Source organism: Bradyrhizobium sp. A5 (assembly GCF_042076515.1).
GTDB classification, from domain to species: domain Bacteria; phylum Pseudomonadota; class Alphaproteobacteria; order Rhizobiales; family Xanthobacteraceae; genus Bradyrhizobium; species Bradyrhizobium cosmicum.
Genome location: NZ_CP148990.1, coordinates 6927162 through 6951581, shown reverse-complemented (window position 1 = coordinate 6951581; position 24420 = coordinate 6927162). Strand labels below are relative to the sequence as shown.

Sequence of the window (24420 nt, the reverse complement as noted above, 5' to 3'; positions counted from 1 at the left end):
TTACACTCCGGAAGAAAGCTTCACGATCGCGTAGGTCGAGGCGAGCGCGACGGCGACCGAGAAGAAATTGTTGAGCATGATCGAGACGAGCTTCAGCTTCTCGTTGTGAACGTAGTCTTCGATCACGACCTGCATGCCGATCTTCATGTGCCAGGTGCTGGCAACGATGAAGAGCAGCATGATGATCGCGATCGGCAGCGAGCCGATGGTCTGCGCCGCGAAGGCCTGGTTGCGGCCGAACAGCATCATGATGACCACGATCACCGGGATCATCAGCAGCGTCATCGCGACCGCCGTGAGGCGCTGGCGCCAGAAATCGGATGTGCCGGAATGGGCGGCGCCGAGGCTGCGGACGCGGCCAAGCGGGGTGCGCATGCTGCGCTTCGGCGTATCGGCTGCGCTCATTTTCCACCTCCGACCGCGTAGGCGATGATCCAGACCAGCACCGTCAGCACGATGCCGCCGATCGCTGCGCCCCAGGTCAGGGCCTCGCGCTCGTTGGCCTTGAAGCCGTAGCCGAGGTCCCACACGAAGTGCCGGATGCCGCTCAGCATATGGTGCATCAGCGCCCAGGTGTAGCCGAACACGATCAGGCGCCCGATGATGCTGCCGGTGAAGGCCTGGACATGGGCATAGGCGGCGGGGCCGGAGGCCGCGGCCACCAGCCACCAGACCAGCAGCAGGGTTCCGACATAAAGGGCGACACCGGTGGCGCGATGGACGATGGACAACGCCATCGTCAGCGTCCAGCGGTAGACTTGCATGTGGGGTGAAAGCGGTCGTTCGATCCGTGCGGTCATGGGCTTTTGATGTTTATTGTGGCCCAGCGTGGGGCACATGGGGATCGCGGAAGGTCGGCTCTATTTACGGAGTCGATTTCGCCTGCGCAATCACCAATTCGCCATAAATCGAACGAGCGTTCAGCACTAGAGCCCTGATGAACCAAGCCCAATCAGAGGCTTGGTATACCAGCAGGTCGGCCTGCCAGCCAAGTAAAGAATTGAAATTCATATGTTCCAGTAGCGTCCGATGCATTGAAATTACTATTGGAACGCCTCTAAACGGACCATACCGTCCAAGCCGGTTGAGGGGGGCCGCCCCTCACCTCGCCAGCCTGTCGAATGGCGCTGGGCTGGCCTCCTGCCGATCCCGTCCGCCCGCCGGCGGTTATGCGCATCCTGCAATCCACCCCAGCCGGGAGGTGGAGCGTGTCGACCGCGGGAATCAGATCGCCTAAAGCTCCACACGCAGCTCCCGGCATCGACGAATCGGAGAGGCTGCGACCCGCCGGGGCAGATCAGGGGTGATTGCAGGTCTTGATATCAGGGAGATCGTCGAGCTCGCGCTGTTGCTGATCGCAACCGGCGCGCTCTCCGGATTCCTGGCCGGCGTGTTCGGCATCGGCGGCGGCGCGATCCTGGTGCCGGTGTTCTACGAATGCTTCCGAATCGCCGGCGTGCCGCTCGAGGTGCGCATGCCGCTCTGCGTCGGCACCTCGCTTGCCGTGATCATCCCGACCTCGATCCGCTCGTTCCAGGCGCACTACAAGCGCGGCGCCGTCGACCTGGGCATCCTGCGCGTCTGGTGGCTGCCGATCCTGATCGGCGTCGTCGTCGGCAGCGTGGTCGCGCGTTACGCGCCGGAGCGGCTGTTCAAGATCGTGTTCGTCTGCGTCGCCTGGTCCGCCGCCGTGCGCCTGATCTTCGCTCGTGATACCTGGAAGCTCGGCGACGATCTGCCGAAGGGGCCGCTGATGCGAATCTACGGCTTCTGCGTCGGCATTCTCTCGACGCTGATGGGCATCGGCGGCGGCCTGTTCTCGAATCTGCTGATGACCTTCTACGGCCGGCCGATCCATCAGGCGGTCGCGACCTCCTCGGCGCTGGCGGTCTTGATCTCGATCCCCGGCGCGCTCGGCTACGTCTATGCCGGCTGGCCCGCGGCAGCGAACTATCCGACGGTCGCAGCGCTGCAGATCCCGTTCGCGCTCGGTTATGTCTCGCTGATCGGCGCCGTGCTGGTCATGCCGATGAGCCTCGTGACAGCGCCGCTCGGCGTGAGAGCCGCGCATGCGATGTCGAAGCGGACGCTGGAAATGGCGTTCGGGTGCTATCTGTTTGTCGTTGGCAGCAGGTTTGTGATGAGCTTGGTCGGCGGACAGTAGCCGGCTTGGGCCGAACCCTGCGATTCACACTCCGCTGTCATCGCCCGCGAAGGGACTTTCCAAATTTGCCCTTTGAAGGCGAGAGAGCGAGCCGTCCCCTATTTCTTCGCGTAGATATCCTTGTACGTATCGCGCAAGATATTCTTCTGCACCTTGCCCATCGTGTTGCGCGGCAGCTCATCGACGACGAAGACGCGTTTCGGCATTTTAAACTTTGCTAGCCTTCCGTCGAGTGCCTTCAGCACCGCGCCTTCGGTGACATCGGCGCCCTTGTTGCAGACCAGCACCGCAGTGACGCCCTCGCCGAAATCGGCATGGGGCACACCGATCACGGCGGATTCGATCACGCCGGGCATGGCGTCGATCTCGCTCTCGATTTCCTTGGGATAGACGTTGAAGCCGCCGGAGATCACGAGATCCTTGCCGCGGCCGAGAATGTGGACATAGCCCTTGTCGTCGATCTTGCCGAGATCGCCGGTGATGAAGAAGCCGTCGGGCCGGAATTCGGACTTGGTCTTCTCCGGCATGCGCCAGTAGCCCTTGAAGACGTTCGGGCCCTTCACCTCGATCATGCCGATCTCCTCGCGCGGCAATTCCTTGCCGGTCTCGGGCTCGGTCACACGCACGGAGACGCCGGGCAGCGGAAAGCCGACCGCGCCGGGCACGCGCTCGCCATCGTAAGGATTCGACGTGTTCATGTTGGTCTCGGTCATGCCGTAGCGCTCGAGCACGGCATGACCCGTTCGCGCCGACCATTCGCGATGGGTTTCGGCCAGCAGCGGCGCCGAGCCTGAGATGAACAGCCGCATGTGTTTCGTGGTGTCGCGCGACAGCGCGGGGTTTTGCAGGAGCCGCGTGTAGAAGGTCGGCACGCCCATCAGCACGGTGGCGCGCGCCATCAGCTTGATGATGAAATCCGGATCGAGCTTCGGCAGGAAGATCATCGACGCCCGCGCGAACAGCGTCACGTTGGTCGCCACGAACAGGCCGTGCGTATGGTAGATCGGCAGCGCATGGATCAGCACGTCCTTGTCGGTGAAGCGCCAGTAGCCGACGAGGCTGAGCGAGTTCGACGCCAGATTATCGTGCGTCAGCATCGCGCCCTTGGAGCGCCCCGTCGTGCCGGAGGTGTAGAGAATCGCGGCGAGATCGTCGTTCGCGCGCGCCACGGTCGCGAATTCGGGGCTGGCCTTGTCGGCGGCGTCCGTCAGCGAGCCGTTGCCGTCGGGCCCGAGCGTCTCGACCTTGGCCTTCACCTTGGCGGCGATCGGGGCGAGGCCCTCGGCCTTTGAGGGATCGCAGACCACCAGCGACGGCTCGGCATCGCCGATGAAATAGTCGAGCTCGTTGAGCGTATAGGCGGTGTTGAGCGGCAGATAGACCGCGCCGGCCCGCACAGTGCCGAGATACAGCACGATGTTGGCGACGGATTTCTCCACCTGCACCGCGACGCGGTCACCGGGCTTGACTCCGCGCGCGACCAGCACGTTCGCCATCTGGCCTGCCCGCGCGATCAGCTCGCCATAGCTGATATGGGCGCCGTCCTGCGTCTCGATCGCGAGGCGCGCAGGGTCGTCGAGGCCGTCGAACAGGCGGGAAAACAGATTGGCGTTGGCAGCTTGGTTCATGCAAGATTTCCTCGACCGCAAGGCTTGTACTTCATGGCTTGGAGGACAAGGCCGGTCAAAACCGAGGGCTGGATTAGCAAAAACCGCCCCGATGAAGCAACGGAGACAGTTTGCATGACCAAGAACGGGAAACGCGTGGCCTGGGTCACGGGCGGCGGCAGCGGGATCGGGGAGGCCGGCGCCGAGGCGTTGGCTGCCGACGGCTGGACGGTGGTGGTGTCGGGCCGCCGCAAGGATGCCCTGGATACCGTGGTTGCGAAGATCAATGGGGCGGGCGGGGTGGCCGAGGCTATCGCGCTGGACGTCTCCAACGCCGCCGAGGCCCAGAAGGCGGCCGATCAGATCGTCGCCAAGCACGGCCGGATCGACCTGCTCGTGAACAATGCCGGCATCAACGTCCCCAAGCGCAGCTGGAAGGATATGGAACTGGAGGGCTGGGACAAGCTCGTCCAGGTCAATCTCAACGGCGTGCTCTATTGCATGCGCGCGGTGCTGCCGACGATGCGCAAGCAGCAGGACGGCTCGATCATCAACGTCTCGTCCTGGGCCGGCCGCCACGTCTCCAAGATGCCGGGCCCGGCCTACACCACCACCAAACATGCGGTGCTCGCACTGACCCATTCCTTCAACATGGACGAATGCGTCAACGGCCTGCGCGCCTGCTGCCTGATGCCGGGCGAGGTGGCGACGCCAATCCTGAAACTTCGCCCAGTGGTGCCGAGCGAGGCGGAACAGGCCAAGATGCTGCAGTCCGAAGATCTCGGCCGCACCATCGCCTTCATCGCGTCGATGCCGCCGCGCGTCTGCATCAACGAGCTGCTGATCAGCCCGACGCATAATCGCGGATTCATCCAGACGCCGAACAACAGGGATTGAGGCGAGCATACTGCCGTAGGGTGGGCAAAGCGAAGCGTGCCCACCACGTCAATTGCGAAGAGATGGTGGGCACGGCGCTTCGCGCCTTTGCCCACCCTACGCATCGAAGACCTGAGCGCTCACACACGGACGCGCCACCCCATAGTTTCACGCATCACGATAAATTATTCCCCGAAACCACTTCGCGAGCCCTCCCGTAATTCGGACCAACGACGCGTGACTGCTTCACGTCAAACTGTCGCAGGCGCCGTTGTTGCCCAACGCAAACGCCGGCCATCGCCGGTCACAATCCAATCGGGAGTCTCTCCATGTCGAAGCGCATTGCCTATCTCACCGCCGCTGCCTTCAGCGCCCTGGCCATTACCGCGACCGTCGTCGCGCCCGCCCGCGCCGAGGAAAAGACCGTCATGGTCGGCGGCGCCGCGATGTTCCCGTCGAAGAACATCGTCCAGAACGCGGTCAATTCGAAGGACCACACCACGCTGGTGGCGGCGGTGAAGGCCGCCGGTCTCGTTCCGACGCTGGAAGGCAAGGGCCCGTTCACAGTGTTCGCGCCGACCAACGCCGCCTTCGGCAAGCTGCCGGCCGGCACCGTCGACAATCTGGTCAAGCCCGAGAACAAGGCGACGCTGACCAAGATCCTCACCTACCATGTCGTGCCCGGCAAGCTCGAGGCCTCCGACCTTTCCGACGGCAAGAAGCTGAAGACCGTCGAGGGCGAAGAGCTGACCGTCAAGAAGTCGGGCAGCTCGGTCATGATCGTCGACGCCAAGGGCGGATCCTCGACCGTCACGATCCCCAACGTCAACCAGTCGAACGGCGTGATCCACGTCGTCGACACCGTGCTGATGCCCGCGTCGTAACACCGCGGCTTCCTGTTTCATCCCCGACGGGGTGCGACCAAACGGCGAGCCGGGGCGACCCGGCTCGCTTTATTGTGACCACGATAGCTCGCGGGCATCGATTCGATGTCCGGCCGGGCGTAACGAAAGCGGAAGCATCGGCGTATAACTGCTGTCACACGACGTTCAGGACGGAACCGCCATGTCGAGCCTCACAGTCACCGACGAACAGGTCAGCGCCACCCCGGCCAAAGTGATCCAGCCGGCCTGGGTCCGGGTCATGCACTGGACCAACGCCGTCGCCATGATCCTGATGATCCTGTCGGGCTGGCAGATCTACAACGCCTCGCCGCTGTTCGGCTTCAGTTTTCCGCGCGAGTACACGCTGGGCGGCTGGCTCGGCGGCGGGCTGCTCTGGCATTTTGCCGCGATGTGGCTGCTCATGATCAACGGTCTCGCCTACCTCGTCACCGGCTTTGCCACCGGCCGCTTCGCCAAGAAGCTGCTGCCGATCACGCCGTCGGGCGTGCTTCACGACGTCAGGGCTGCCCTGACCTTCAAGCTCGGCCATGACGACCTCAGCGTCTATAATTACGTGCAGCGCGCGCTCTATGCCGGCATCATCCTGGTCGGCGTGCTGATCGTACTGTCGGGCCTGGGGATGTGGAAGCCGGTCCAGCTGCATTGGCTCGTCATGCTGTTCGGCGACTATCCGACCGCGCGCTACGTGCATTTCTTCTGCATGGCCGCGATCTGCGCTTTCCTCGTCATTCACGTCGCCCTCGCGCTGCTGGTGCCGAAGAGCCTGCGCGCGATGATCATCGGCCGTTGAGAGCATGATCCGGAAAAGTGGGAACCGGTTTTCCGACAAGATCATGCTCAAATAGATAAGCGAGAACAGTCATGGCCAAGCGCTCATTCCTGATCCCCGGCGTCGACAAGCGGCTGCTGATCAAGGACTCCATCAAGACGATGCCGGACGTCACCCGCCGCCGCTTCATCGCCGGCGGCGCCAGCCTCGGTGCGCTGACGCTGCTCACCGGCTGCGACGTCATCGACTCGTCCTCAGCCGAGGAGATGCTGAAGAGCGTCTCGAAGTTCAACGACGCCGTGCAGGATTTCATCTTCAATCCCGACGCGCTCGCGCCGACCTTCCCCGAAAGCGCGATCACCAAGCCGTTCCCGTTCAACGCCTATTACGATCTCGACGACGCGCCCGAGGTCAATGGCGATGACTGGAAGCTCGAAGTGCGCGGCCTCGTCGACAACAAGAAGCCGTGGACGCTTGCCCAGCTCTACAAGCTGCCGCAGGTGACGCAGATCACCCGCCACATCTGCGTCGAAGGCTGGAGCGCGATCGGCAGCTGGACCGGCACGCCGTTGCGCGATTTCCTCAAGCTGATCGGCGCCGATACCCGCGCGAAATATGTCTGGTTCCAGTGCGCCGACAAGGACGGCTACAATTCGCCGCTCGACATGCGCACCGCACTGCATCCGCAGACGCAGATGACGTTCAAATACGCCAACGAGATCTTGCCGCGTGCCTACGGCTTCCCGATGAAGATCCGCGTCCCGACCAAGCTAGGCTTCAAGAACCCGAAATACGTGGTGTCGATGGAAGTCACCAACGACTACAAGGGCGGCTATTGGGAAGACCAGGGGTACAATTCGTTCAGCGGGAGTTAGCCCCGCTGCCGTAGGGTGGGCAAAGCGCAGCGTGCCCACCGATCTTTATCGATGTCGACGGATGATGGTGGGCACGGCGCTTCGCGCCTCTGCTCACCCTACAGCACCGATTGTTTGGCCGGCCCCACCTTGCGCTGGCACAACGCTGCCACCGCTCCGAGCGCCAGCAACCCCGCAGACACGTTCAGCGCGTAACTCAAGCTCCCGAGCGCATCGGTGATCGCGCCGACCACGATCGGCCCCAGCGTCTGGCCGACGCCGAACGAGATCGTCATTGCCGCGATGGCGCGCGGCCAGACTTCAGGCGGATAGTTGAAGCGCACGAACGCCGTGGTCGAGCCGACCACGGCGAAGAAGGCGACGCCGAACACCACCGCCGAGGTCGCAAGCCACGCGGTCGAATGTCCCAGCATCGGCAGACCGGCGCCGATCGCGTTGGTGCCAAGGATGATTGCGGTGGCGAGACCGCCGCGGTCGAGCGCGAGCACACCGCGCCAGACCCAGGGCGTGACGAAGGCGCTGAGACCAATCAGGCCCCAGAACGCCGCCTGCGCCGCGGCGCCGCCGCCGCCGTCGCGCACATAGGCGATCATGAATGTCATGTAGGCGATGTAGCCGGCGCCGAACAGGAAGTAGCCGGCGAGGTAGATCAGCACGGGCATAATGGCGAAGGCGGCGTGGCTGCCTTCGGAGAAACGCGCGCCGCTCTCGATCCGGACCAGGAACAGCGGCACGGTCATGATGGCCGAGAGCAGTGTCAGCGCCCACCAGACGATCCACCACGAACCCGGCCCGAAATACTGCAGCGTGAACGGCGCGACCAGTCCCGATGACAGGATGCCGATGCCGGGCCCGGCATAGTACAGGCTCAGGAGGAAGTTGGCCCGCTCGGGGCGTGTCTGCGCGATTGCAGCGGCCAGCGCGCCGCCGGCGACGAAGCCGGCCGCGGCGCCAATGCCCAGCACGAGGCGCGCCAGGCTCAGCGCGACGAAATTGCCTGATAACGCGCAGGTGGCGAGCGCGGCGACACAGGCCAGGGTTCCCAGGCGAATCGTGGCCGACCAGCCGACGCGCTGGATCAGCCGGGACGCAACCAGCGCGCCCGCGAGGTAGCCGACGGCATTGATGGTGTTCATGAAACCGGCCGCCGAGTAGGACCAGCCGAGGTCCTCCCGCATGTCGGGCAGCACCAGCGCATAGGCAAAGCGACCGATGCCAAGCCCGACCGTCGCCGCCAGCGACAGGGTCAGGATCAGCCGCGCGGGATGTGCGTCGGGCGGGGGGCGATCAGGGGCGTGCAAGGGATACTCCGGCACACGCAGTGTGGCAGGCCCTGCCCGTCTTGCACAGCCGCGAGGCGGCAATGGTGTCTTGCCAAGCGCGCAACGCCGCTCTAGCACTCCGGCCGGCCGTCATTCCGGGGCGCACGCGAAGCGGGCGAGCCCGGAATCCATAACCCCGGCTGGTGCTTATGGATTCGGGCCCGCGCCAAGAGGCGCGTCCCGGAATGACGAGAGAGGATCGAGAAGGAAACGACCATGGCGACCCACAAACTGCTGCTGCTCCCCGGCGACGGTATCGGCCCCGAGGTGATGGGCGAGGTGAAGCGGCTGATCGACTGGCTCAATACGGCCGGGATCGCCAAATTCGAGACCGATACCGGCCTCGTCGGCGGCTCCGCCTATGACGCACACAAGGTCTCGATCTCCGAGGGCGACATGGCCAAGGCGCTTGCCGCCGACGCCATCATCTTCGGCGCGGTCGGCGGTCCGAAATGGGATGCCGTGCCCTACGAGGTGCGTCCCGAAGCCGGCCTCCTGCGCCTGCGGAAGGATCTCGCCCTGTTCGCCAACCTCCGTCCCGCCGTCTGCTATCCGGCGCTCGCGGATGCCTCGAGCCTGAAGCGTGAGGCGGTCGAGGGGCTCGACATCATGATCGTGCGCGAGCTCACCGGCGGCGTCTATTTCGGCGAGCCCAAGACCATCACCGATCTCGGCAACGGCCAGAAGCGCGCCATCGATACCCAGGTCTACGACACCTATGAGATCGAGCGCATCGGCCGCGTCGCCTTCGAGCTTGCCAGGAAGCGCAAGAACAAGGTGACGTCGATGGAGAAGCGCAACGTCATGAAGTCGGGCGTGCTCTGGAACGAGGTCATGACCCAGGTTCACAAGCGCGAATATCCCGATGTCACGCTCGAGCATCAGCTCGCCGATTCCGGCGGCATGATGCTGGTGAAGGCGCCGAAGCAGTTCGACGTCATCGTCACCGATAATCTGTTCGGCGACATGCTGTCCGACATCGCGGCGATGCTGACCGGATCGCTCGGCATGCTGCCCTCGGCCTCGCTCGGCGAGGTCGACGTCAAGAGCAAGAAGCGCAAGGCGCTGTACGAGCCCGTGCACGGCTCGGCGCCCGACATTGCCGGCAAGGGTCTCGCCAATCCGATCGCGATGATCTCGTCCTTTGGCATGGCGCTGCGCTACTCCTTCGACATGGGCGCGCTCGCCGACAAGGTCGATGCCGCGATCGCCGCGGTGCTCGCCAGCGGCCTTCGTACCGCCGACATCAAGTCGGAAGGCACCACGTCCGTCTCGACCACGCAGATGGGCGAAGCGATCCTGAAGGAATTGCAGAAGCTGCACGCGTAGGCAGACGCACCGCTATCGTAGGGTGGGCAAAGCGCTAGCGTGCCCACCGCTTCTATCGCGATTGCCGCAAGATGGTGGGCATGGCGCTTCGCGCCTTTGCCCGCCCTACGGCACCTGATCCCGGAGCCACCTCATGGATGCCTCGCCCCGCCCCAAGATCGCGGAAACAATCATCCATGACACGGTCCGCCAGCGCGAGGCGCAGATCGGACGCCGCTGCGAAATCCTGAGCAACACGCGCATCGAATATGCCGCGCTCGGCGACTACTCGTATCTCGGCGAGAACTGCGACGTCGCCGATGCGGTGATCGGAAAATTCACGGCCATCGCCAATTCGGTGCGGATCGGCGCGCCGAACCATCCGATGGGCCGGCCGTCCCAGCACCGCTTCACCTATTGCCCTGAATATTATGATGCGAGCGCGACCCGTGACCGCGACTTCTTTGCGGATCGCCGTGGCGACCGGGTGATCGTCGGCAATGATGTCTGGATCGGGCACGCCGCGATCCTGCTGCCGGGCGTCACCGTCGGCGACGGCGCGGTGATTGCCGCGGGCGCGGTCGTCAGCCGCGATGTGCCGCCCTACACGATCGTCGGCGGCGTTCCCGCGCGCGCCATCCGCAAGCGCTTTGACGATACCGTTGCCGAAAGCCTGCGCCGCATTGCCTGGTGGGATTGGCCGGACGAACTCATCTTCGAGCGCCTGGGCGATTTCCGCTCCGAGGCGATCGAGGACTTTTGCAGGCGCTATGATCCGGCAGCCAACGCGTAAGAAGGGCGCATCTCGCACAAACAAAAATGGCCGGGCGTGAGCCCGGCCATTTTGATTCGGAAGATCAGTCCGCTTCAGTACAGCGGAAAATTCTGCGGATAGCCGCCGACGTCGGACGGCGGGCTCAGCGGCTGGCGATCGATCGGACGATTGAGGTTTTCGCGCGCGAAGGACGGATAGCCGACGGCCGGCGGGAAGGCGTAGTCGGAGAACTTGCGATCGCCCGGATTGACCTCGGTGCCGCCATCGAGCCAGGAGCGCTTGCTCACATAGAGGCGGGTGCGGCCCTGCTGATAGACCGCGTTGGGGCCGGTCGGGCCGTAATAGTGGCGGCCGCTGTCATAGCGCTGCTTCTTGGTGTCGGCCGAGGCAGGCGTCGCGAAGCCCAAAGAAGCGGTCATGGCAATCGCGGCGCCCGCCGCAAGCCAGGTCGCCAATTTGTTCGCGGCAGAGAAATTCGAGCTCATCACGTCCCCTTCAGGCGGCACGCCGCCAGTCGATATCGTCCCATACTAGCCCGGCCGGGGTGTCCGCAACTAGGTCAATTGGGTCACACCAGCTCGGAATAATCGTGCGCGCCGGCAAAAGTTGCATGAATACCAGCCACTTGAGCTTGATGCGGGTCAAAGCGCGCCGCGCAATTGCGCGTTCGCGGCGCCCAGCAGCCAGTCGGACGAGCCCACAGGCGCGCAACCCCTGCGCCTGAGCTCGGCATGGGCGAACAATTCCGCCAGCTTCGGCTCGTTGCCGGAGGCCAGCAGCGTCAGCCGGTTCAGCGTGCAGGCGATCGCCGTGCGCCGCGCAGGCAGGGTCTCGCCCTGACAGGTGAACCCGGAGATCTGGAGCGGCGGCTCCTCGCTGCGCTTGAGGTAGCCGAGGCAAGCCTGGGTCCCTTCCGCTGCACCCGTTGGCCGGAACAGGGCGACGGGGCCAAATTTGGTGTCGATCAGGCCGGCCTGCTCGAGCGGGGTGGCCGCGCCCAGTCCCATCTGGACGGCCAGATCCGCTGTCGCCGGACGGGCCACGTCGAATTCGCCGCCCTCCCGGTAAATCTCGAGCTCGGCAACGGGCCTGTTGGCCTCGCCCGCCCAGCGCATCACATCCCTGCGGCCGCCTTCGGGATGCCGAAGGATGATGTAAGAGGCTGTTTTTTCAGATGAATCGAGGCGGCTGAGGGCGAAGGCCGGATGCGAACGGCCGGCGACACTCCACCCCGGCTTGTCCGCGGGGTCGTCGTCGCGCAGGCTGGGCAACCGGCCGAGCGCCGCAACCGCGAGGATGGCAAACAGCGCGAGCACCCCCACATAGGCGAACAGGCGCGCCAGCGTTCCGACGACCTCGTCGGCGAAGGCTGCGAGCGCCAGATGGATCTGGGTGGGGCTAACGGCCGTGCCGGCCTCAGGCGACTGCATCCACGGCCTTCAGGCAGGGGCCAACATTGTCTTGAGGCCGGTTCTCGCATAGAAGCGCTGCTCTTCCTGTTTAAGCATCAGCTTCAGGAACGGGCTTTTTCATCGGAGAGTGAACGATGGGTTACAAAGTCGCAGTCGTCGGCGCGACCGGCAATGTCGGACGGGAAATGCTCAACATTCTCGATGAGCGCAAATTCCCGGCGGACGAGGTCGTGGCCCTCGCGTCACGCCGCAGCATCGGCGTCGAGGTCTCCTATGGCGACCGTACCCTGAAGGTCAAAGCGCTCGAGCATTACGACTTCTCCGACGTCGACATCTGCCTGATGTCGGCGGGCGGCACGGTGTCGAAGGAATGGTCGCCGAAGATCGGCGCCGCCGGCACGGTCGTGATCGACAATTCCTCCGCCTGGCGCATGGATCCGGACGTGCCGCTGATCGTGCCCGAAGTGAACGCGGACGCGACGGCGGGCTTCAAGACGAAGAACATCATCGCCAATCCGAACTGCTCGACCGCGCAGCTCGTGGTCGCGCTGAAGCCGCTGCACGACAAGGCGACGATCAAGCGCGTCGTCGTCTCGACCTATCAATCGGTGTCGGGCGCCGGCAAGGACGCGATGGACGAATTGTTCTCGCAGACCAAGGCCGTCTACACCAACCAGGAGCTGGTCAACAATAAATTCCCGAAGCGCATCGCCTTCAACGTCATTCCCCAGATCGACGTCTTCATGGAGGACGGCTACACCAAGGAAGAGTGGAAGATGATGGCGGAGACCAAGAAGATTCTTGATCCCAAGATCAAGCTCTCCGCGACCTGCGTGCGCGTTCCGGTGTTCGTCGGCCACTCCGAGGCCGTCAACATCGAGTTCGAGAACCCGATCAGCGCGGATGAAGCGCGCGACATCCTGCGCAAGGCGCCCGGCTGCCTCGTCATCGACAAGCATGAGCCCGGTGGCTACGCCACGCCGTATGAAGCGGCCGGCGAGGACGCCACCTACATCAGCCGCATCCGCGAGGACGCGACGGTCGAGAACGGCCTCGTGCTGTGGTGCGTGTCCGACAATCTGCGCAAGGGCGCCGCGCTCAACGCGATCCAGATCGCGGAAGTCCTGATCAACCGCAAGCTGATCAGCGCGAAGAAGAAGGCGGCGTAAGCGCGCTACCGCAGGGTGGATTACGCCTTCGGCTAATCCACCTCTTCTGTCTCCACGGATACGAACAGCGGCGGATTACGCTTCGCTAATCCGCCCTACGCGTAACGAATTCAGACCGCGCTGCGCACGCTCTTGAATTCCTTGCTCGCCTTGTCCAGCACGAACAGCGATCCCTCCGCGACGCCGAAATAGGCGCCGTGGGTCTGCATCTGGCCTGAGTCCACCGCCTTCTGCACAAACGGGAAGGTCATCAGGTTCTCCAGGCTGCGGAACACCGCGGCCTTCTCGATGCGCTCGACGAACTGCGCCATGGTCTCGCGGTCGCGCTGCTCGACCACCTCGCCCGGCTTGATGAACATCTGCATCCATTTGCCGATGAAGTCGCCCGGCGTGAGCGGCTCGATCTTGTCGACGAAGGCGCGGATGCCGCCGCACTGCGCGTGCCCGAGCACCACGATGTGCTTCACCTTCAGCACCGTCACGGCATATTCCAGCGCGGCCGAGACGCCATGCGCGTTGCCGTCGGGCTGATACACCGGCACCAGATTGGCGATGTTGCGAACGACGAACAATTCGCCCGGCCCGACGTCGAAGATCACTTCGGGCGAGACGCGGCTGTCGCAGCAGCCGATCACCATCACTTCCGGGAACTGCCCCTTCACCGACAGTTCGCGATAGCGGGTCTGCTCGGTCGGCAGCCGCTGGGTGGCGAAGGCCTGGTAGCCTTCCAGCAAATGCTCAGGGAATGTGATCATGGCCTATGCCTAACCATAGACCGCAGGGGCGAACAAGCCTTTCGAACAGGCATGCCAGATGCTATCGGCTTCGGCCAGAATACACCTGAGAAAACCGGAAGGAACGCTTGCATGACCCGCCCGCGCCGCAGCCATCTGTTCATGCCCGGTTCCAATCCGCGCGCGCTGGAAAAAGCGCGAAATCTGGCCGCCGACGGCCTGATCCTCGATCTGGAGGATTCCGTCGCGCCCGACGCCAAGGCGGCGGCGCGCGACGGAATCGCCGCCGCGATCGCTGCCAAGGGGTTCGGCAGGCGCGAAATCCTGATCCGGACCAACGGCCTCGACTCGCCATGGTGGGCCGAGGACGTCGCGATGGCCGCCAAGGCCTCGCCGGACGGCATCCTAGTTCCAAAAGTTTCAAGCATCGAGGATCTCCAGACCATCGGCCGCGATCTCGCCGCGCTCGGCGCCGCGCCGACTGTGAAAGTCTGGGCCATGATCGAGACCGCGCGCGCGGTGCTGCATGCCGAGGAGTTGGCCGCGGCGGGACGCGATCCGAAAACGCGCCTGTCAGGCTTCGTGTTCGGCCCGAACGACATCTCGCGTGAAACCCGGATCAAGATGCTGCCCGGCCGTGCCGCGATGATCCCGATGATCACCCATTGTATCCTGGCGACGCGCGCCCATGGCCTCGAAATCCTCGACGGCCCCTACAGCGACATCAACAATCCCGACGGTTTTGCCACCGAATGCGCGCAGGGCCGCGACCTCGGTTTCGACGGCAAGACGCTAATTCATCCCTCGCAGATCGAAGCCTGCAACGTGATCTTCACGCCGCCCGAAGAGGACATCGCGCGCGCGCGAAAAATCATCGCGGCGTTCGAGCTGCCGGAAAACGTCTCGCGCGGTGCGATCCGGCTCGATGGCGCGATGGTGGAGCGCCTGCATGCCGACATGGCGAGGCGCACGATCGAAATCGCGGACGCGATCGCTGCGATGGGGAAGGGCTGAATGTGTCCCTGGCCCGTTCCGTCCTTCTGGATCTCGACGGAACGCTGGTCGATTCGAAGGCGGGCATTGTCGCGAGCTGCTCAGCCGCCTTGCGTGTGCTCGGGCATGATCCCGGCAAGGCACCAGACATAGCGATCGGGCCGCCACTCGAAGAGATCTTGCGGACGTTGCTGCAGGCATATGGCGACGACCGGGTCGACGAAGCCGTCGTCGCCTATCGTCAGCACTACGGCGAAAGTGGTCTGCTTGGAAGCGAGACCTATCCTGGAATTGGTGACTCGCTCGAGAAGATGCGTCGTGCCGGATTGGGGATCTACCTCGCGACTTCGAAGCGCGAAGTCTTTGCGCGTCGGATTCTGGAGAACCAGGATTTGGCGACACATTTCAACGGAATCCACGGCTCGGTGCCGGGCGGCAAGCTCGATCATAAGCCGGAGCTGCTCGCCCATATCCTGTCTGAACACGGTATCGCCGCATCGCGCAGCCTCATGGTCGGCGATCGCAGCCACGACATCGTTGGCGCCCGCACCGTCGGGATGCGCGGCCTCGGCGTGCTCTGGGGATATGGCAGTCGCGACGAACTCGAAGCGGCCGGTGCGGATCAACTGGTGGAGCAGCCTGCCGATCTCGCAAGCGAGGTGTTATCGATGTTGGGGCGATAGCCTCCCCTCTGTGTGAAGTCATGCACATTCATCTGCGGCGATGTCGAGCATGATCCCATTCACGCGCTGCGCGGTGCAGCTCAAGAAAACGGGATAACAACCATGACCTCTCGCGTCGCGCTTTTCGCCCTCGCTGCCATCATCGGCTTCGGCTCACTGGTCGGCTCCACCTCCAGCTAGCACGCTTACACCACCGATTTCGCGGGGCCAACAATTCAGGCTACGTCACCTGCGTGCGCGGCGTGAACCAACGTGCGCAAGCGATGCGTCCCCAAGCTCGCGGCGCATACTTGGTCGATGGCACCAGCGGCTGCAACCGCATTTTCTACGGCCGCAGCTGAGCTCCGGTTTTCGTTCGCCAATTCAAAGCACGAACCGATCGCCCGCCTTGCGCGGGCGATTCGTTTGGTGGCCAGCGAAGTCACCCGTGGTCCCGACGCGCATCAGTGGTGAGGAACGATCGGCCCAGCGACTCCAGCGTCGAGCCGTTCTTATCTCCACCCATCTCATTTTTGCTGGATTCGGTTGAGGTAGTCGATGACCGAGAGAGCCTGGGCGCGTATGTAGGCTTCCTGATCATAGGGGGCATCAACGTAATGCTCGGCCGCGTTCACGGCCCATCGCCTGCCCCAGATGGGCATGTCGCGTGAGCCGTGGGCGGCGATCTGAGTGCGCCCATCGATGACCTTGGTGATGCGGTCGACCGGAAACACGCCACCATTCTTCTTCGACAGGGACGTCAGGTCCGACGGAGCCACCTTGAGGCTCGCGGTGTAGAAGCCATTACCCTTGGCGTCCAACCCGTGGCAGATCGAGCACTGGATCTCGTACGCTTGCTTGCCGACATCTTCCACTTTTGCCTTTTGAGCGAATGCGGGAAGCTGTGAAGCGACGGATATGACGATCGCGATGGCAACCTTCCTCATGGTTCATTCCCTCCGTTTAGCTTTGATGACGCGGCTTCACCTCTTACGGGCGTATGATGTCTACAAGGCCCCGAACAGCGTTCGAGGCACACGTCGCTGCAGCCTTGATGTCGAGAACGTGCTGACCCAGTTGCGCCAAGGCAGGCTGCCTGCGCTGGCGCTGCCGCCGCTCAGTGGTGAGTGTGATCGGCGCGATCGAGCGATTCCAGCGTCGACGCGTTGGCGCAATAGCCCTGGTAATTCTCCGCAGCGGTGCCGTCGGCGAGGTCGCGATCGCACTGCGCCTTGTGCGCACAGAGCGAACAGACCCGTTCCATGTCGCGCAGCAGCAGCGGCTGTACGCGGCCTAATTTCTCCGCGCTGATGCCGAGTTGTTCTAGCATTTTCGGCAGCTCGTCGGCGGCGTGCCGGCCGTGCCGGACCAATTCTTCGAGATCATCAGGCGCGATCCTGAGATCGCCTGCGATCCGATCGAACTCGGAGCGGTCGAGCTGCCGCATCTCGTTCAGCTCACGGCGATGCTTCAGCCACGCGGCAAAGGACTCGATGAGATCCTGGACGATGGGATATGGCCTGCTTGCTGTGCTCATGAGGAGCTCCATTCGATCAGCGGAACTGGAGCAAGATTAGGCACAATGATGCAGGAGCGCGTTGCGCTGGATCAAATAGCGATAATCCGGCCGGGGCCTCCGCTTCACCTCTCCCGCGGCAACTAGCCAAACCGCTCCGTCGCCCACGCATACAGGCTGCCCGGAATCGGCTTCTCGCCACCGCGGCCCTTGGGCGAGATGTGCAGGCCGATGATTTCAGGATCGGTGACGAGGCCGAGATAGCTCGAGGGATCGAAGAACAGTTTTGGCTCGGCATGCACGGCGTAGAACGACTGCTTCGGCAGCGCGCATCCCAACTCGCCGGTGCGGCGCGCGAGCGCGGTCAGCGCTGCCGGCCCGAAGATCGCAACGCGAATATCCGCAAGACGGTTCGAGCCGCCGCGCAGGCGGTGCATCATGAAGGTGATGCGATGGCGTACCGACAGCCAGTTCGGCGTCAGTTCCTCCTGCTCCACCAGCTCCTCGAAGGCGGCAACGATGCCGTGCCCGGTCGGCAGATAGATCACGGAATTGCCGAGCTGCCGGGGGCGCTCCCAGGCAAAGTAAGGTTTCGCCGGATCGATCTCGACGGGCTTCAGCAGCAGCACGTCCGCGTCGAGCCAGAGGCCGAGGCCCTTCGCCATCAGCTTCATGCGGAAGAAATCGCTGAACTGAAGCGTGGTCCAGTCGCGCCAGCTGCCGTCCGGCTGCGGCGGCCGCAAGCGTTCGGAGAAAACGTGCGGCAGGATCGCCTCGGCATCCGCATTGTCGACGCCCGCGGGCAGGCCCGGAATGGTGTCGAAACTGTACACCGTGACCCTGTGGCCGGCCGCCAACTGCGAGCGCAGACAGGTCTGGCGCAAAGCATCCATCGGGCCATGCCAAAAGGTGACGATCTCGGGCAGCATGAGGCAGAGCTTAGAGCATGATCCGGAAAAGTGTGCAGCGGTTTTCCGCAAAGATCATGCTCAAACAAAGAGGGAGAACGAGGGCAAATAAAAAGCCCCGGCACGCGTGGCGCCGGGGCTCCAAACGAAACGCGAGATCAGGCCCAGGCGCGTTCGTGCTTGAGCTTCTCTTCGTAGCTGTCGATGGACGACTTCTTCTCCATCGTCAGACCGATGTCGTCGAGGCCGTTGATCAGGCAGTGCTTGCGGAACGGGTCGATCTCGAACTTGACCTTGCCGCCGTCGGGACCGCGGATCTCCTGGTTCGGCAGGTCGATCGTCAACGTCGCGTTGGCGCCACGCTCGGCATCGTCGAACAGCTTGTCGAGGTCTTCTTGGCTGACGCGGATCGGCAGAATGCCGTTCTTGAAGCAGTTGTTATAGAAGATGTCGCCGAACGAGGTCGAGATCACGCAGCGGATGCCGAAATCCAGCAGTGCCCAGGGCGCATGCTCGCGGCTCGAGCCGCAGCCGAAATTGTCGCCGGCGACCAGCACCTTCGCATTGCGATAGGCGGGCTGGTTGAGGACGAAATCCGGATTCTCGCTGCCGTCGTCCTTGTAGCGCTGCTCGGAGAAGAGCCCCTTGCCAAGGCCCGTGCGCTTGATGGTCTTGAGGTACTGCTTCGGAATGATCATGTCGGTGTCGACATTGATGATCTTCAGCGGCGCCGCGACGCCTTCCAGCGTGGTGAACTTGTCCATGGTTGCGCTTTCCCGGGGTGGTCAGAGGAACCGGAATTTATCGCGACCGGGGCCGGAATCCTAGGCCGAATTCGGCAGGTCTACTCTGCCTGAGCCTCAATCGCCGCCATATCGTCGTCCGACAGGCCGAAATGGTGGCCGATCTCGTGGATCAGGACGTGGCGGACGATGTGGCCGAGGCTCTCGTCGTGCTCGGCCCAGTAATCCAGGATCGGCCGCCGGTAGAGCCAGACCATGTTGGGCAGCCGCGCCACGTCGCCGAAACTCTGCTGGGGCAGGCCGACGCCCTGGAACAGGCCGAGCAGGTCGAACTCGCTCTCGCACTGCATCTCGTCCATGACCTCCTCGGTGGGGAAGTCGTCGACGCGGAGGATCACGCCCTCGCAGAGAGCGCGAAACTCCGCCGGCAGGTGATCGAAGATCTCATGCGCCGTCGTTTCCATCTCGGCCAGCGAGGGCGCTTTCAATTCGGTCCACATATACGCCTCTTAGCGCGGCTTCCCCGGCGATGCATCCGGCTTTATAGGATCGGGGCGTTGACGGCGCGCGCGAAAACGAGGAGCGTACGGCGCTTCAGGGGGATAGCTCAGGTGAGTGGTGGTGCGATGCGGGCAGGAACAGCGGTCCTGGTTCTACTGTGCATGGGGTTGTTTTCGCGGTTTTGCGTTGGCGCTGAAGCCCAGACGGTTGGCACCGAAGTCCGCATGGCCCAGGCGGCCTCGCCCGATGCTCCGCCGCCGCGCAAGCGGCGCCCGGCCCGGCTCCGCGTCACGCCCTATTACAGCCCTGATGGCGTCTATCCGCGTTACAACCCGGGGCCGGATGCTGTCCGCGAGTGCAACGCCACCTATGTGCAGGAATACCGCCCCAGCGGCACGGTGATCGTGCCGCATATGAGCTGCTACTGGCGCCGGGGCTGAGACGCCCTAAATTCGCATGTCGCGCGCCGATGATGCGGCCTGTTGCAGGCGGAGGTCGTCGTCATGACGAGATGGATCGCATTGGCCATTGCTGTCGGGCTTGCCGCAGGCCTGCCTCACGCTTCCGCTGCGCACAGAGTGACGAAGCTGTCGGATGCTGCGGCGGGGCGCGCGGTGTTCGATGGGCGACACCATGTGCGGTACAGCACCGTGCGGTACTCTCCGCGTCCTGATCCGCATTATTACGCGCGGCCCGTATTCTACCGTCCCTATCCCTACGCTGTGCCCGCGCCGTTCGTGTTCGGCTTCGGGCCGTGGTGATGACGTCACGCGCGTTGCGAAGGCGCGGTTCATTCATGAGGCGTTCACGTCGCTGTCCCTAATTTCATCTTGGGAGCGACCGCAAATGAACAGTGGTGACGCGAGCGGGAACGCGGCGCGGCAGTTCCGCTGTCCAGATTCAGGGAGAATTCCATGCTGAGAGTTTTAGGTCTCGGGACCAGCCCGATGCGCTTGCTCGGGCTCGCGGCCGTGGCCACGCTGTTGCTGTCGGCGGGAACCGCGCGTCGTGCAGAAGCGATGACGCCGATCAACCCGACGGCGTTGCCGGCGGCGAAGGCTGCAAGCGACGACATGCTCACGCAGGTGCGCCACGGCGGTGGTGGGCCTGGCGGGCATGGCGGCGGCTTCCACGGCGGCGGAGGTTTCCGCGGTGGTGGCTTCCACGGTGGCGGGGCGCATTTCGGTGGCTTTCGCGGCGGCGGCTTTCGCGCTGCGCCCGCCTTTCATGGTGGCGGCTATCGCTATGGCGGAATGCATCGCCACGGCGGATTTCACCGCTACGGAATCTATCGCCCGCACTACTATGGCCATCGCCATTTCCACCGGCGCTATTACGGCGGCTACTATCCCTATTACAGCCATCCGCGCCGCTGCCGCGTGATCTGGACCTATTACGGTCCGCGCCGCGTCTGCCGCTGGCATCGCTGGCACCATCCGTACCGCTATTGGTAAGCACGGTTTGAAATGAAAAGGGCGCCTCGACGGCGCCCTTTTTGCGTTAGTGCCTTCGGAGGAAGTGGCTCAGCGCCACTCCCTGACGTCGACGAAGTGCCCCGCGATCGCCGCAGCTGCCGCCATCGCCGGCGACACCAGATGGGTGCGGCCCTTGAAGCCCTGGCGGCCCTCGAAATTGCGATTCGAGGTCGAGGCGCAGCGCTCTTCCGGGGCCAGCTTGTCCGGGTTCATGGCGAGGCACATCGAGCAACCGGGCTCGCGCCATTCGAAGCCGGCCTTGATGAAGATCTTGTCCAGACCTTCGGCCTCGGCCTGCTCCTTCACGAGGCCGGAGCCCGGCACGACCATGGCGTTGACATGCCCCGAGACCTGCTTGCCTTCCGCGATCTTGGCGGCGGCGCGCAAGTCCTCGATGCGGCCATTGGTGCAGGAGCCGATGAAGATGCGATCGACCTTGATGTCGGTGATCTTCGTGCCCGCGGTCAGGCCCATATATTTCAGCGCGCGATGCTTGGAGAGACGTTTGGCTTCGTCCGCGATCTTGTCGGGATCCGGAACGAAGCCGGTCACCGAGATGACGTCCTCAGGCGAGGTGCCCCAGGTCACGATCGGCGGCAGCTTGGCCGCATCGAGGCGCAGCTCGTGGTCGAAATGCGCGCCTTCGTCGGAGCGCAGTTTCTCCCAATAGCGCATCGCCGCGTCCCACGCCGCGCCCTTCGGCGCCTTCGGACGGCCGCGCAGGAAGTCGAACGCCTTCTGGTCCGGCGCGACCAGGCCGGCGCGCGCGCCGCCTTCGATCGACATGTTGCAGACCGTCATGCGGCCTTCCATCGACAGCGCCTGGATCGCGTCGCCGGCGTATTCGAGCACGTAGCCGGTGCCGCCGGCGGTGCCGATCTCGCCGATGATCGCCAGGATGATGTCCTTGCCCGTCACGCCGTCCGGCAATTTGCCGTCGACGGTGACGCGCATGTTCTTCGCCTTCTTCTGGATCAGCGTCTGCGTCGCCAGCACGTGCTCGACCTCGGACGTGCCGATGCCGTGCGCGAGCGCGCCGAACGCGCCATGCGTCGAGGTGTGGCTGTCACCGCAGACGATGGTGGTGCCGGGCAGCGTAAAACCCTGCTCGGGGCCGATGACGTGAACGACGCCCTGGCGCTTGTCGAACTCGTTGTAATATTCGATGCCGAATTCCTTGGCGTTCTCGGCGAGCGCCTTGATCTGCTCGATGCTCTCCGGATCGGGATTTGGCTTGGTGCGGTCGGTGGTCGGCACGTTGTGGTCGACGACGGCGAGCGTCTTCTCGGGGGCGTGCACCTTGCGCCCGGTGGCGCGCAGGCCTTCGAACGCCTGCGGCGAGGTCACCTCGTGCACCAGATGGCGGTCGATATAGAGCAGGCAGGTGCCGTCGTCGGCTTCGTGCACCAGATGGTCGTGCCAGATCTTGTCGTACAATGTGGTGGGCTTGGACATGAGCTTGAGCTCCGGAATGTGTGTCAGCGAAGAGCGCGGGTGGCGCGCCGGGCAACAAAATCGTCAGCGCAGCTTTTAGGCTGCGCGCGTAAGCTCTGACGTTGCCGAAGTCGCGAAGCGTCCGAAGAACCGGCCAGGCAGCCGCGAGCGATCGTCGATGACGATGCGCTTGACGGGCTCCATGCTGGTCTGATCTGGAAACATTCTACGAATATATAGCAGGCGGAACCGGAATCGCGAAGGCTTTGACGCGCACGGCTGACGCAACAAAAAAGCGCGGGGTTTTGCCCCGCGCTTTCTAGAACTCGACTGTAAGCGGAGCTTACTCGTTGACGGCCTTGGCGTGCTCGGTCTTCTCGACGATACGAGCCGACTTGCCGCGCAACTGGCGCAGGTAATAGAGCTTGGCGCGACGCACCTTGCCGCGGCGCACCACCTTGATCGAGTCGATCATCGGCGACATCACCGGGAACACGCGCTCCACGCCCTCGCCGTAGGAGATCTTGCGGACGGTGAAGCTCTCGTTGAGGCCACCGCCGGAACGGCCGATGCAGACGCCTTCATAGGCCTGCACGCGGCTACGGTCGCCTTCGACCACCTTCACGTTGACGATCACGGTGTCGCCGGGGCCGAACTCCGGAATCTCCTTGTTCGCGGAGAGCTTGTCGAATTGCTCTTTTTCGAGCTGTTGGATCAGGTTCATGGGTAAATCTCCATCGGCGCGCCCAGCCTTGGAAACGGGGGCTGCGCGAAATTCGTTTATCCAGCCATTGCGGATGTGGCCGCTCCTATAAGGCAAGCCGGAGCGTTTGTCACCCGTCTGTCTTGTCTTTTGGCGTTTTTTGGCGGCCGGCCCGATTCGGGGCCTTGTTCGAGATCTTGGCCGGGATTTGGGCCCACAAATCGGGCCGCCGGGCCGCCGTCAGCGCTTCGGATTGTGCCCGCCGCCAGGCCGCAACCTTGGCGTGGTCGCCGGAGGTCAGGATCCCCGGGATCGGAGCCCCCTCGAACAGCTGCGGGCGGGTGTATTGGGGGTATTCGAGCAGGCCGTCCGAAAAGCTTTCCTCGGTTCCCGAGGCTTCCTTGCCCATCACGCCCGGCAGCAGCCGAACGCAGGCGTCGATCAGCGCCAGTGCGGCGATTTCGCCGCCCGAGAGCACGTAATCGCCGATCGAGACTTCCTCCAGGTCCCGCCCGTCGATCACCCGCTGATCGACCCCCTCGAACCGCCCGCAGACGATCAGGGGGCCGGGGCCCTTCGCGAGCTCTGTGACGCGGGCCTGGGTCAATGGCCGACCGCGCGGGCTCATCAGGAGGCGGGGCCGCTGAGGGCCGATCTCCGCGGCATCGATCGCTGCGGCCAGAACATCCGCACGCAGCACCATGCCCGGCCCGCCGCCTGCGGGGGTGTCGTCGACGCTGCGGTGGCGATCGGCGGCGGAAGCCCGGATGTCCCGGGCCTCGATCTCCCAGAGCCCTGAGGCCAGCGCCCGGCCGGCCAGGCTCACGCCGAGCGGTCCCGGAAACATCTCCGGAAACAGCGTCAGCACCGTCGCGCGCCAGAGTGAGGGGTTGGTCATTGTTTCCCGATCTCGTCGTCCCGGGGCGCGCGGAGCGCGAGCCTGGGACCCATAATCACCGCAGCCAGTTTTGCGATGATCGGAGCCGCCAGCTTAGCCAAAAACCACGGTCTTTGGTTATGAGTCGCCGCCCTCGCGGGGACGACTAGTGGAAGGATCCTCGCCCTCGATCTCCTGCGGCAGCGCGATCACGACGCGTCCGCTTGCGAGATCGACCTCGGGCACCACCGCGTTGGTGAACGGCAGCAGCATCGTTCCGCCTTTAGGTGGCGCGATCTCGATGATGTCGCCGGCGCCGAAATTATGGATCGCAAGCACGCGGCCGAGCGCCTCGCCGTCCGTGGTGACGGCGGCGAGACCGATCAGATCGGTGTGGTAATATTCGTTCGCGTCGGTCGCAGGCAGCTTGTCGCGTGCGACGTAAAGCTCGATGCCGTTGAGCCGTTCGGCCTCATCGCGGGTCGCGACGCCCTTGAACGTCGCGACCAGATGGTCCTTCGCTTCGCGCGCCTGCGCGACCTCGAACTGGCGCTTGCCGTCCTTGGACAGCAGCGGACCATAGCGCTTCACGGCAAAGGGATCTTCGGTGAAGGTCCACAGCTTGACCGCGCCGCGCACACCATGCGCGGCGCCGATCCGCGCGACGCAGACCAGCGCCGACATGGTCTGGC

29 protein-coding genes are annotated in these 24420 nt (G+C 64.0%); 13 read left to right on the top strand and 16 right to left on the bottom strand.

Annotation, left to right across the window (positions count from 1 at the left end):
- Both sdhD and sdhC read right to left on the bottom strand, forming a co-directional pair.
- Complete coding sequence (sdhD, locus tag WHZ77_RS32890; protein WP_375311721.1) at positions 1–405, bottom strand: succinate dehydrogenase, hydrophobic membrane anchor protein; 405 nt, start codon at positions 403–405, stop codon at positions 1–3.
- Positions 402–800, bottom strand: a complete 399-nt coding sequence (gene sdhC, locus WHZ77_RS32885) for a succinate dehydrogenase, cytochrome b556 subunit (RefSeq protein ID WP_375311720.1) — start codon at positions 798–800, stop codon at positions 402–404. Before sdhC ends, sdhD begins: the two co-directional genes overlap by 4 nt.
- Before the next feature lie 503 nt (positions 801–1303).
- On the opposite strand from sdhC, the gene WHZ77_RS32880 reads away from it, so the two are divergent.
- Positions 1304–2164 (top strand): sulfite exporter TauE/SafE family protein, encoded by an 861-nt coding sequence (locus tag WHZ77_RS32880; RefSeq protein ID WP_375311719.1) that lies wholly within the window; start codon positions 1304–1306, stop codon positions 2162–2164.
- A 98-nt stretch (positions 2165–2262) separates the two neighbouring features.
- Here WHZ77_RS32880 and WHZ77_RS32875 read toward each other — a convergent pair whose 3' ends face one another.
- The gene (locus WHZ77_RS32875) at positions 2263–3792 is read right to left on the bottom strand and encodes a malonyl-CoA synthase (RefSeq protein ID WP_375311718.1); all 1530 of its coding nucleotides are present in this window, start codon (positions 3790–3792) and stop codon (positions 2263–2265) included.
- 114 nt (positions 3793–3906) lie between these two features.
- Here WHZ77_RS32875 and WHZ77_RS32870 point away from each other — a divergent pair, with 114 nt between their 5' ends.
- From WHZ77_RS32870 to WHZ77_RS32855, 4 genes are all read left to right on the top strand, one after another.
- Positions 3907–4668: an SDR family oxidoreductase gene (locus WHZ77_RS32870; protein WP_375311717.1), complete on the top strand. Its 762-nt coding sequence runs from the start codon at positions 3907–3909 to the stop codon at positions 4666–4668.
- Positions 4669–4976: 308 nt separating this feature from the next.
- On the top strand, positions 4977–5531 hold the full coding sequence (locus WHZ77_RS32865) for a fasciclin domain-containing protein (RefSeq protein ID WP_375311716.1): 555 nt from the start codon (positions 4977–4979) through the stop codon (positions 5529–5531).
- Between the two features lie 181 nt (positions 5532–5712).
- Positions 5713–6342, top strand: coding sequence for a cytochrome b/b6 domain-containing protein (locus tag WHZ77_RS32860; protein WP_375311715.1), 630 nt, complete (start codon positions 5713–5715; stop codon positions 6340–6342).
- A 71-nt stretch (positions 6343–6413) separates the two neighbouring features.
- The gene (locus WHZ77_RS32855; protein ID WP_375311714.1) at positions 6414–7196 is read left to right on the top strand and encodes a molybdopterin-binding protein; all 783 of its coding nucleotides are present in this window, start codon (positions 6414–6416) and stop codon (positions 7194–7196) included.
- 98 nt (positions 7197–7294) lie between these two features.
- Here WHZ77_RS32855 and WHZ77_RS32850 read toward each other — a convergent pair whose 3' ends face one another.
- The gene (locus WHZ77_RS32850; RefSeq protein ID WP_375311713.1) at positions 7295–8497 is read right to left on the bottom strand and encodes a YbfB/YjiJ family MFS transporter; all 1203 of its coding nucleotides are present in this window, start codon (positions 8495–8497) and stop codon (positions 7295–7297) included.
- A 237-nt stretch (positions 8498–8734) separates the two neighbouring features.
- On the opposite strand from WHZ77_RS32850, the gene leuB reads away from it, so the two are divergent.
- Together leuB and WHZ77_RS32840 are read left to right on the top strand one after the other, a co-directional pair.
- Positions 8735–9847, top strand: a complete 1113-nt coding sequence (leuB, locus tag WHZ77_RS32845; protein ID WP_375311712.1) for a 3-isopropylmalate dehydrogenase — start codon at positions 8735–8737, stop codon at positions 9845–9847.
- A 133-nt stretch (positions 9848–9980) separates the two neighbouring features.
- Entirely contained in the window at positions 9981–10619 is a 639-nt protein-coding gene (locus WHZ77_RS32840) for a DapH/DapD/GlmU-related protein (RefSeq protein WP_375311711.1), read from the top strand.
- A 74-nt stretch (positions 10620–10693) separates the two neighbouring features.
- On the opposite strand, the gene WHZ77_RS32835 is transcribed toward WHZ77_RS32840, so the two are convergent.
- A complete protein-coding gene (locus tag WHZ77_RS32835; protein ID WP_375311710.1) occupies positions 10694–11086 on the bottom strand; it encodes a hypothetical protein in 393 nt (130 codons plus the stop codon).
- Between the two features lie 156 nt (positions 11087–11242).
- Positions 11243–12031 (bottom strand): hypothetical protein, encoded by a 789-nt coding sequence (locus tag WHZ77_RS32830; protein ID WP_375311709.1) that lies wholly within the window; start codon positions 12029–12031, stop codon positions 11243–11245.
- A gap of 116 nt (positions 12032–12147) precedes the next feature.
- Here WHZ77_RS32830 and WHZ77_RS32825 point away from each other — a divergent pair, with 116 nt between their 5' ends.
- Positions 12148–13182, top strand: a complete 1035-nt coding sequence (locus tag WHZ77_RS32825) for an aspartate-semialdehyde dehydrogenase (protein WP_014438973.1) — start codon at positions 12148–12150, stop codon at positions 13180–13182.
- 110 nt (positions 13183–13292) lie between these two features.
- Here WHZ77_RS32825 and WHZ77_RS32820 read toward each other — a convergent pair whose 3' ends face one another.
- Positions 13293–13937, bottom strand: coding sequence for a carbonic anhydrase (locus WHZ77_RS32820; RefSeq protein WP_375311708.1), 645 nt, complete (start codon positions 13935–13937; stop codon positions 13293–13295).
- Between the two features lie 111 nt (positions 13938–14048).
- Between WHZ77_RS32820 and WHZ77_RS32815 the strand changes: the two genes are divergently transcribed.
- A complete protein-coding gene (locus tag WHZ77_RS32815) occupies positions 14049–14930 on the top strand; it encodes an HpcH/HpaI aldolase/citrate lyase family protein (protein ID WP_375311707.1) in 882 nt (293 codons plus the stop codon).
- A gap of 2 nt (positions 14931–14932) precedes the next feature.
- Positions 14933–15592: an HAD hydrolase-like protein gene (locus tag WHZ77_RS32810; RefSeq protein ID WP_375311706.1), complete on the top strand. Its 660-nt coding sequence runs from the start codon at positions 14933–14935 to the stop codon at positions 15590–15592.
- Positions 15593–16098: 506 nt separating this feature from the next.
- On the opposite strand, the gene WHZ77_RS32805 is transcribed toward WHZ77_RS32810, so the two are convergent.
- From WHZ77_RS32805 to WHZ77_RS32785, 5 genes are all read right to left on the bottom strand, one after another.
- Entirely contained in the window at positions 16099–16518 is a 420-nt protein-coding gene (locus tag WHZ77_RS32805; protein ID WP_375311705.1) for a c-type cytochrome, read from the bottom strand.
- A 170-nt stretch (positions 16519–16688) separates the two neighbouring features.
- Complete coding sequence (locus WHZ77_RS32800) at positions 16689–17108, bottom strand: DUF6455 family protein (RefSeq protein WP_339029183.1); 420 nt, start codon at positions 17106–17108, stop codon at positions 16689–16691.
- Positions 17109–17230: 122 nt separating this feature from the next.
- Positions 17231–18016 carry a hypothetical protein gene (locus tag WHZ77_RS32795; protein ID WP_375311704.1) on the bottom strand — a complete coding sequence of 262 codons (786 nt, stop codon included), beginning with the start codon at positions 18014–18016 and terminating at the stop codon, positions 17231–17233.
- Between the two features lie 137 nt (positions 18017–18153).
- Positions 18154–18759 carry a 3-isopropylmalate dehydratase small subunit gene (gene leuD / locus WHZ77_RS32790; protein ID WP_375311703.1) on the bottom strand — a complete coding sequence of 202 codons (606 nt, stop codon included), beginning with the start codon at positions 18757–18759 and terminating at the stop codon, positions 18154–18156.
- Between the two features lie 80 nt (positions 18760–18839).
- Positions 18840–19238: a metallopeptidase family protein gene (locus tag WHZ77_RS32785; RefSeq protein ID WP_375311702.1), complete on the bottom strand. Its 399-nt coding sequence runs from the start codon at positions 19236–19238 to the stop codon at positions 18840–18842.
- A gap of 162 nt (positions 19239–19400) precedes the next feature.
- On the opposite strand from WHZ77_RS32785, the gene WHZ77_RS32780 reads away from it, so the two are divergent.
- From WHZ77_RS32780 to WHZ77_RS32770, 3 genes are all read left to right on the top strand, one after another.
- Entirely contained in the window at positions 19401–19679 is a 279-nt protein-coding gene (locus tag WHZ77_RS32780; RefSeq protein WP_375311701.1) for a hypothetical protein, read from the top strand.
- 63 nt (positions 19680–19742) lie between these two features.
- On the top strand, positions 19743–20000 hold the full coding sequence (locus tag WHZ77_RS32775) for a hypothetical protein (RefSeq protein ID WP_375311700.1): 258 nt from the start codon (positions 19743–19745) through the stop codon (positions 19998–20000).
- Positions 20001–20153: 153 nt separating this feature from the next.
- Entirely contained in the window at positions 20154–20693 is a 540-nt protein-coding gene (locus WHZ77_RS32770; RefSeq protein ID WP_375311699.1) for a hypothetical protein, read from the top strand.
- A gap of 69 nt (positions 20694–20762) precedes the next feature.
- Here the strand turns inward: WHZ77_RS32770 and leuC are convergent, their stop codons facing one another.
- From leuC to rimM, 4 genes are all read right to left on the bottom strand, one after another.
- On the bottom strand, positions 20763–22169 hold the full coding sequence (leuC, locus tag WHZ77_RS32765; RefSeq protein ID WP_375311698.1) for a 3-isopropylmalate dehydratase large subunit: 1407 nt from the start codon (positions 22167–22169) through the stop codon (positions 20763–20765).
- A gap of 322 nt (positions 22170–22491) precedes the next feature.
- Positions 22492–22872 carry a 50S ribosomal protein L19 gene (gene rplS / locus WHZ77_RS32760; RefSeq protein ID WP_375311697.1) on the bottom strand — a complete coding sequence of 127 codons (381 nt, stop codon included), beginning with the start codon at positions 22870–22872 and terminating at the stop codon, positions 22492–22494.
- A 109-nt stretch (positions 22873–22981) separates the two neighbouring features.
- Positions 22982–23749, bottom strand: coding sequence for a tRNA (guanosine(37)-N1)-methyltransferase TrmD (trmD, locus tag WHZ77_RS32755; RefSeq protein ID WP_375311696.1), 768 nt, complete (start codon positions 23747–23749; stop codon positions 22982–22984).
- A 117-nt stretch (positions 23750–23866) separates the two neighbouring features.
- Positions 23867–24412 carry a ribosome maturation factor RimM gene (gene rimM / locus WHZ77_RS32750; RefSeq protein WP_375311695.1) on the bottom strand — a complete coding sequence of 182 codons (546 nt, stop codon included), beginning with the start codon at positions 24410–24412 and terminating at the stop codon, positions 23867–23869.
- Between the last annotated feature and the right edge of the window lie 8 nt (positions 24413–24420).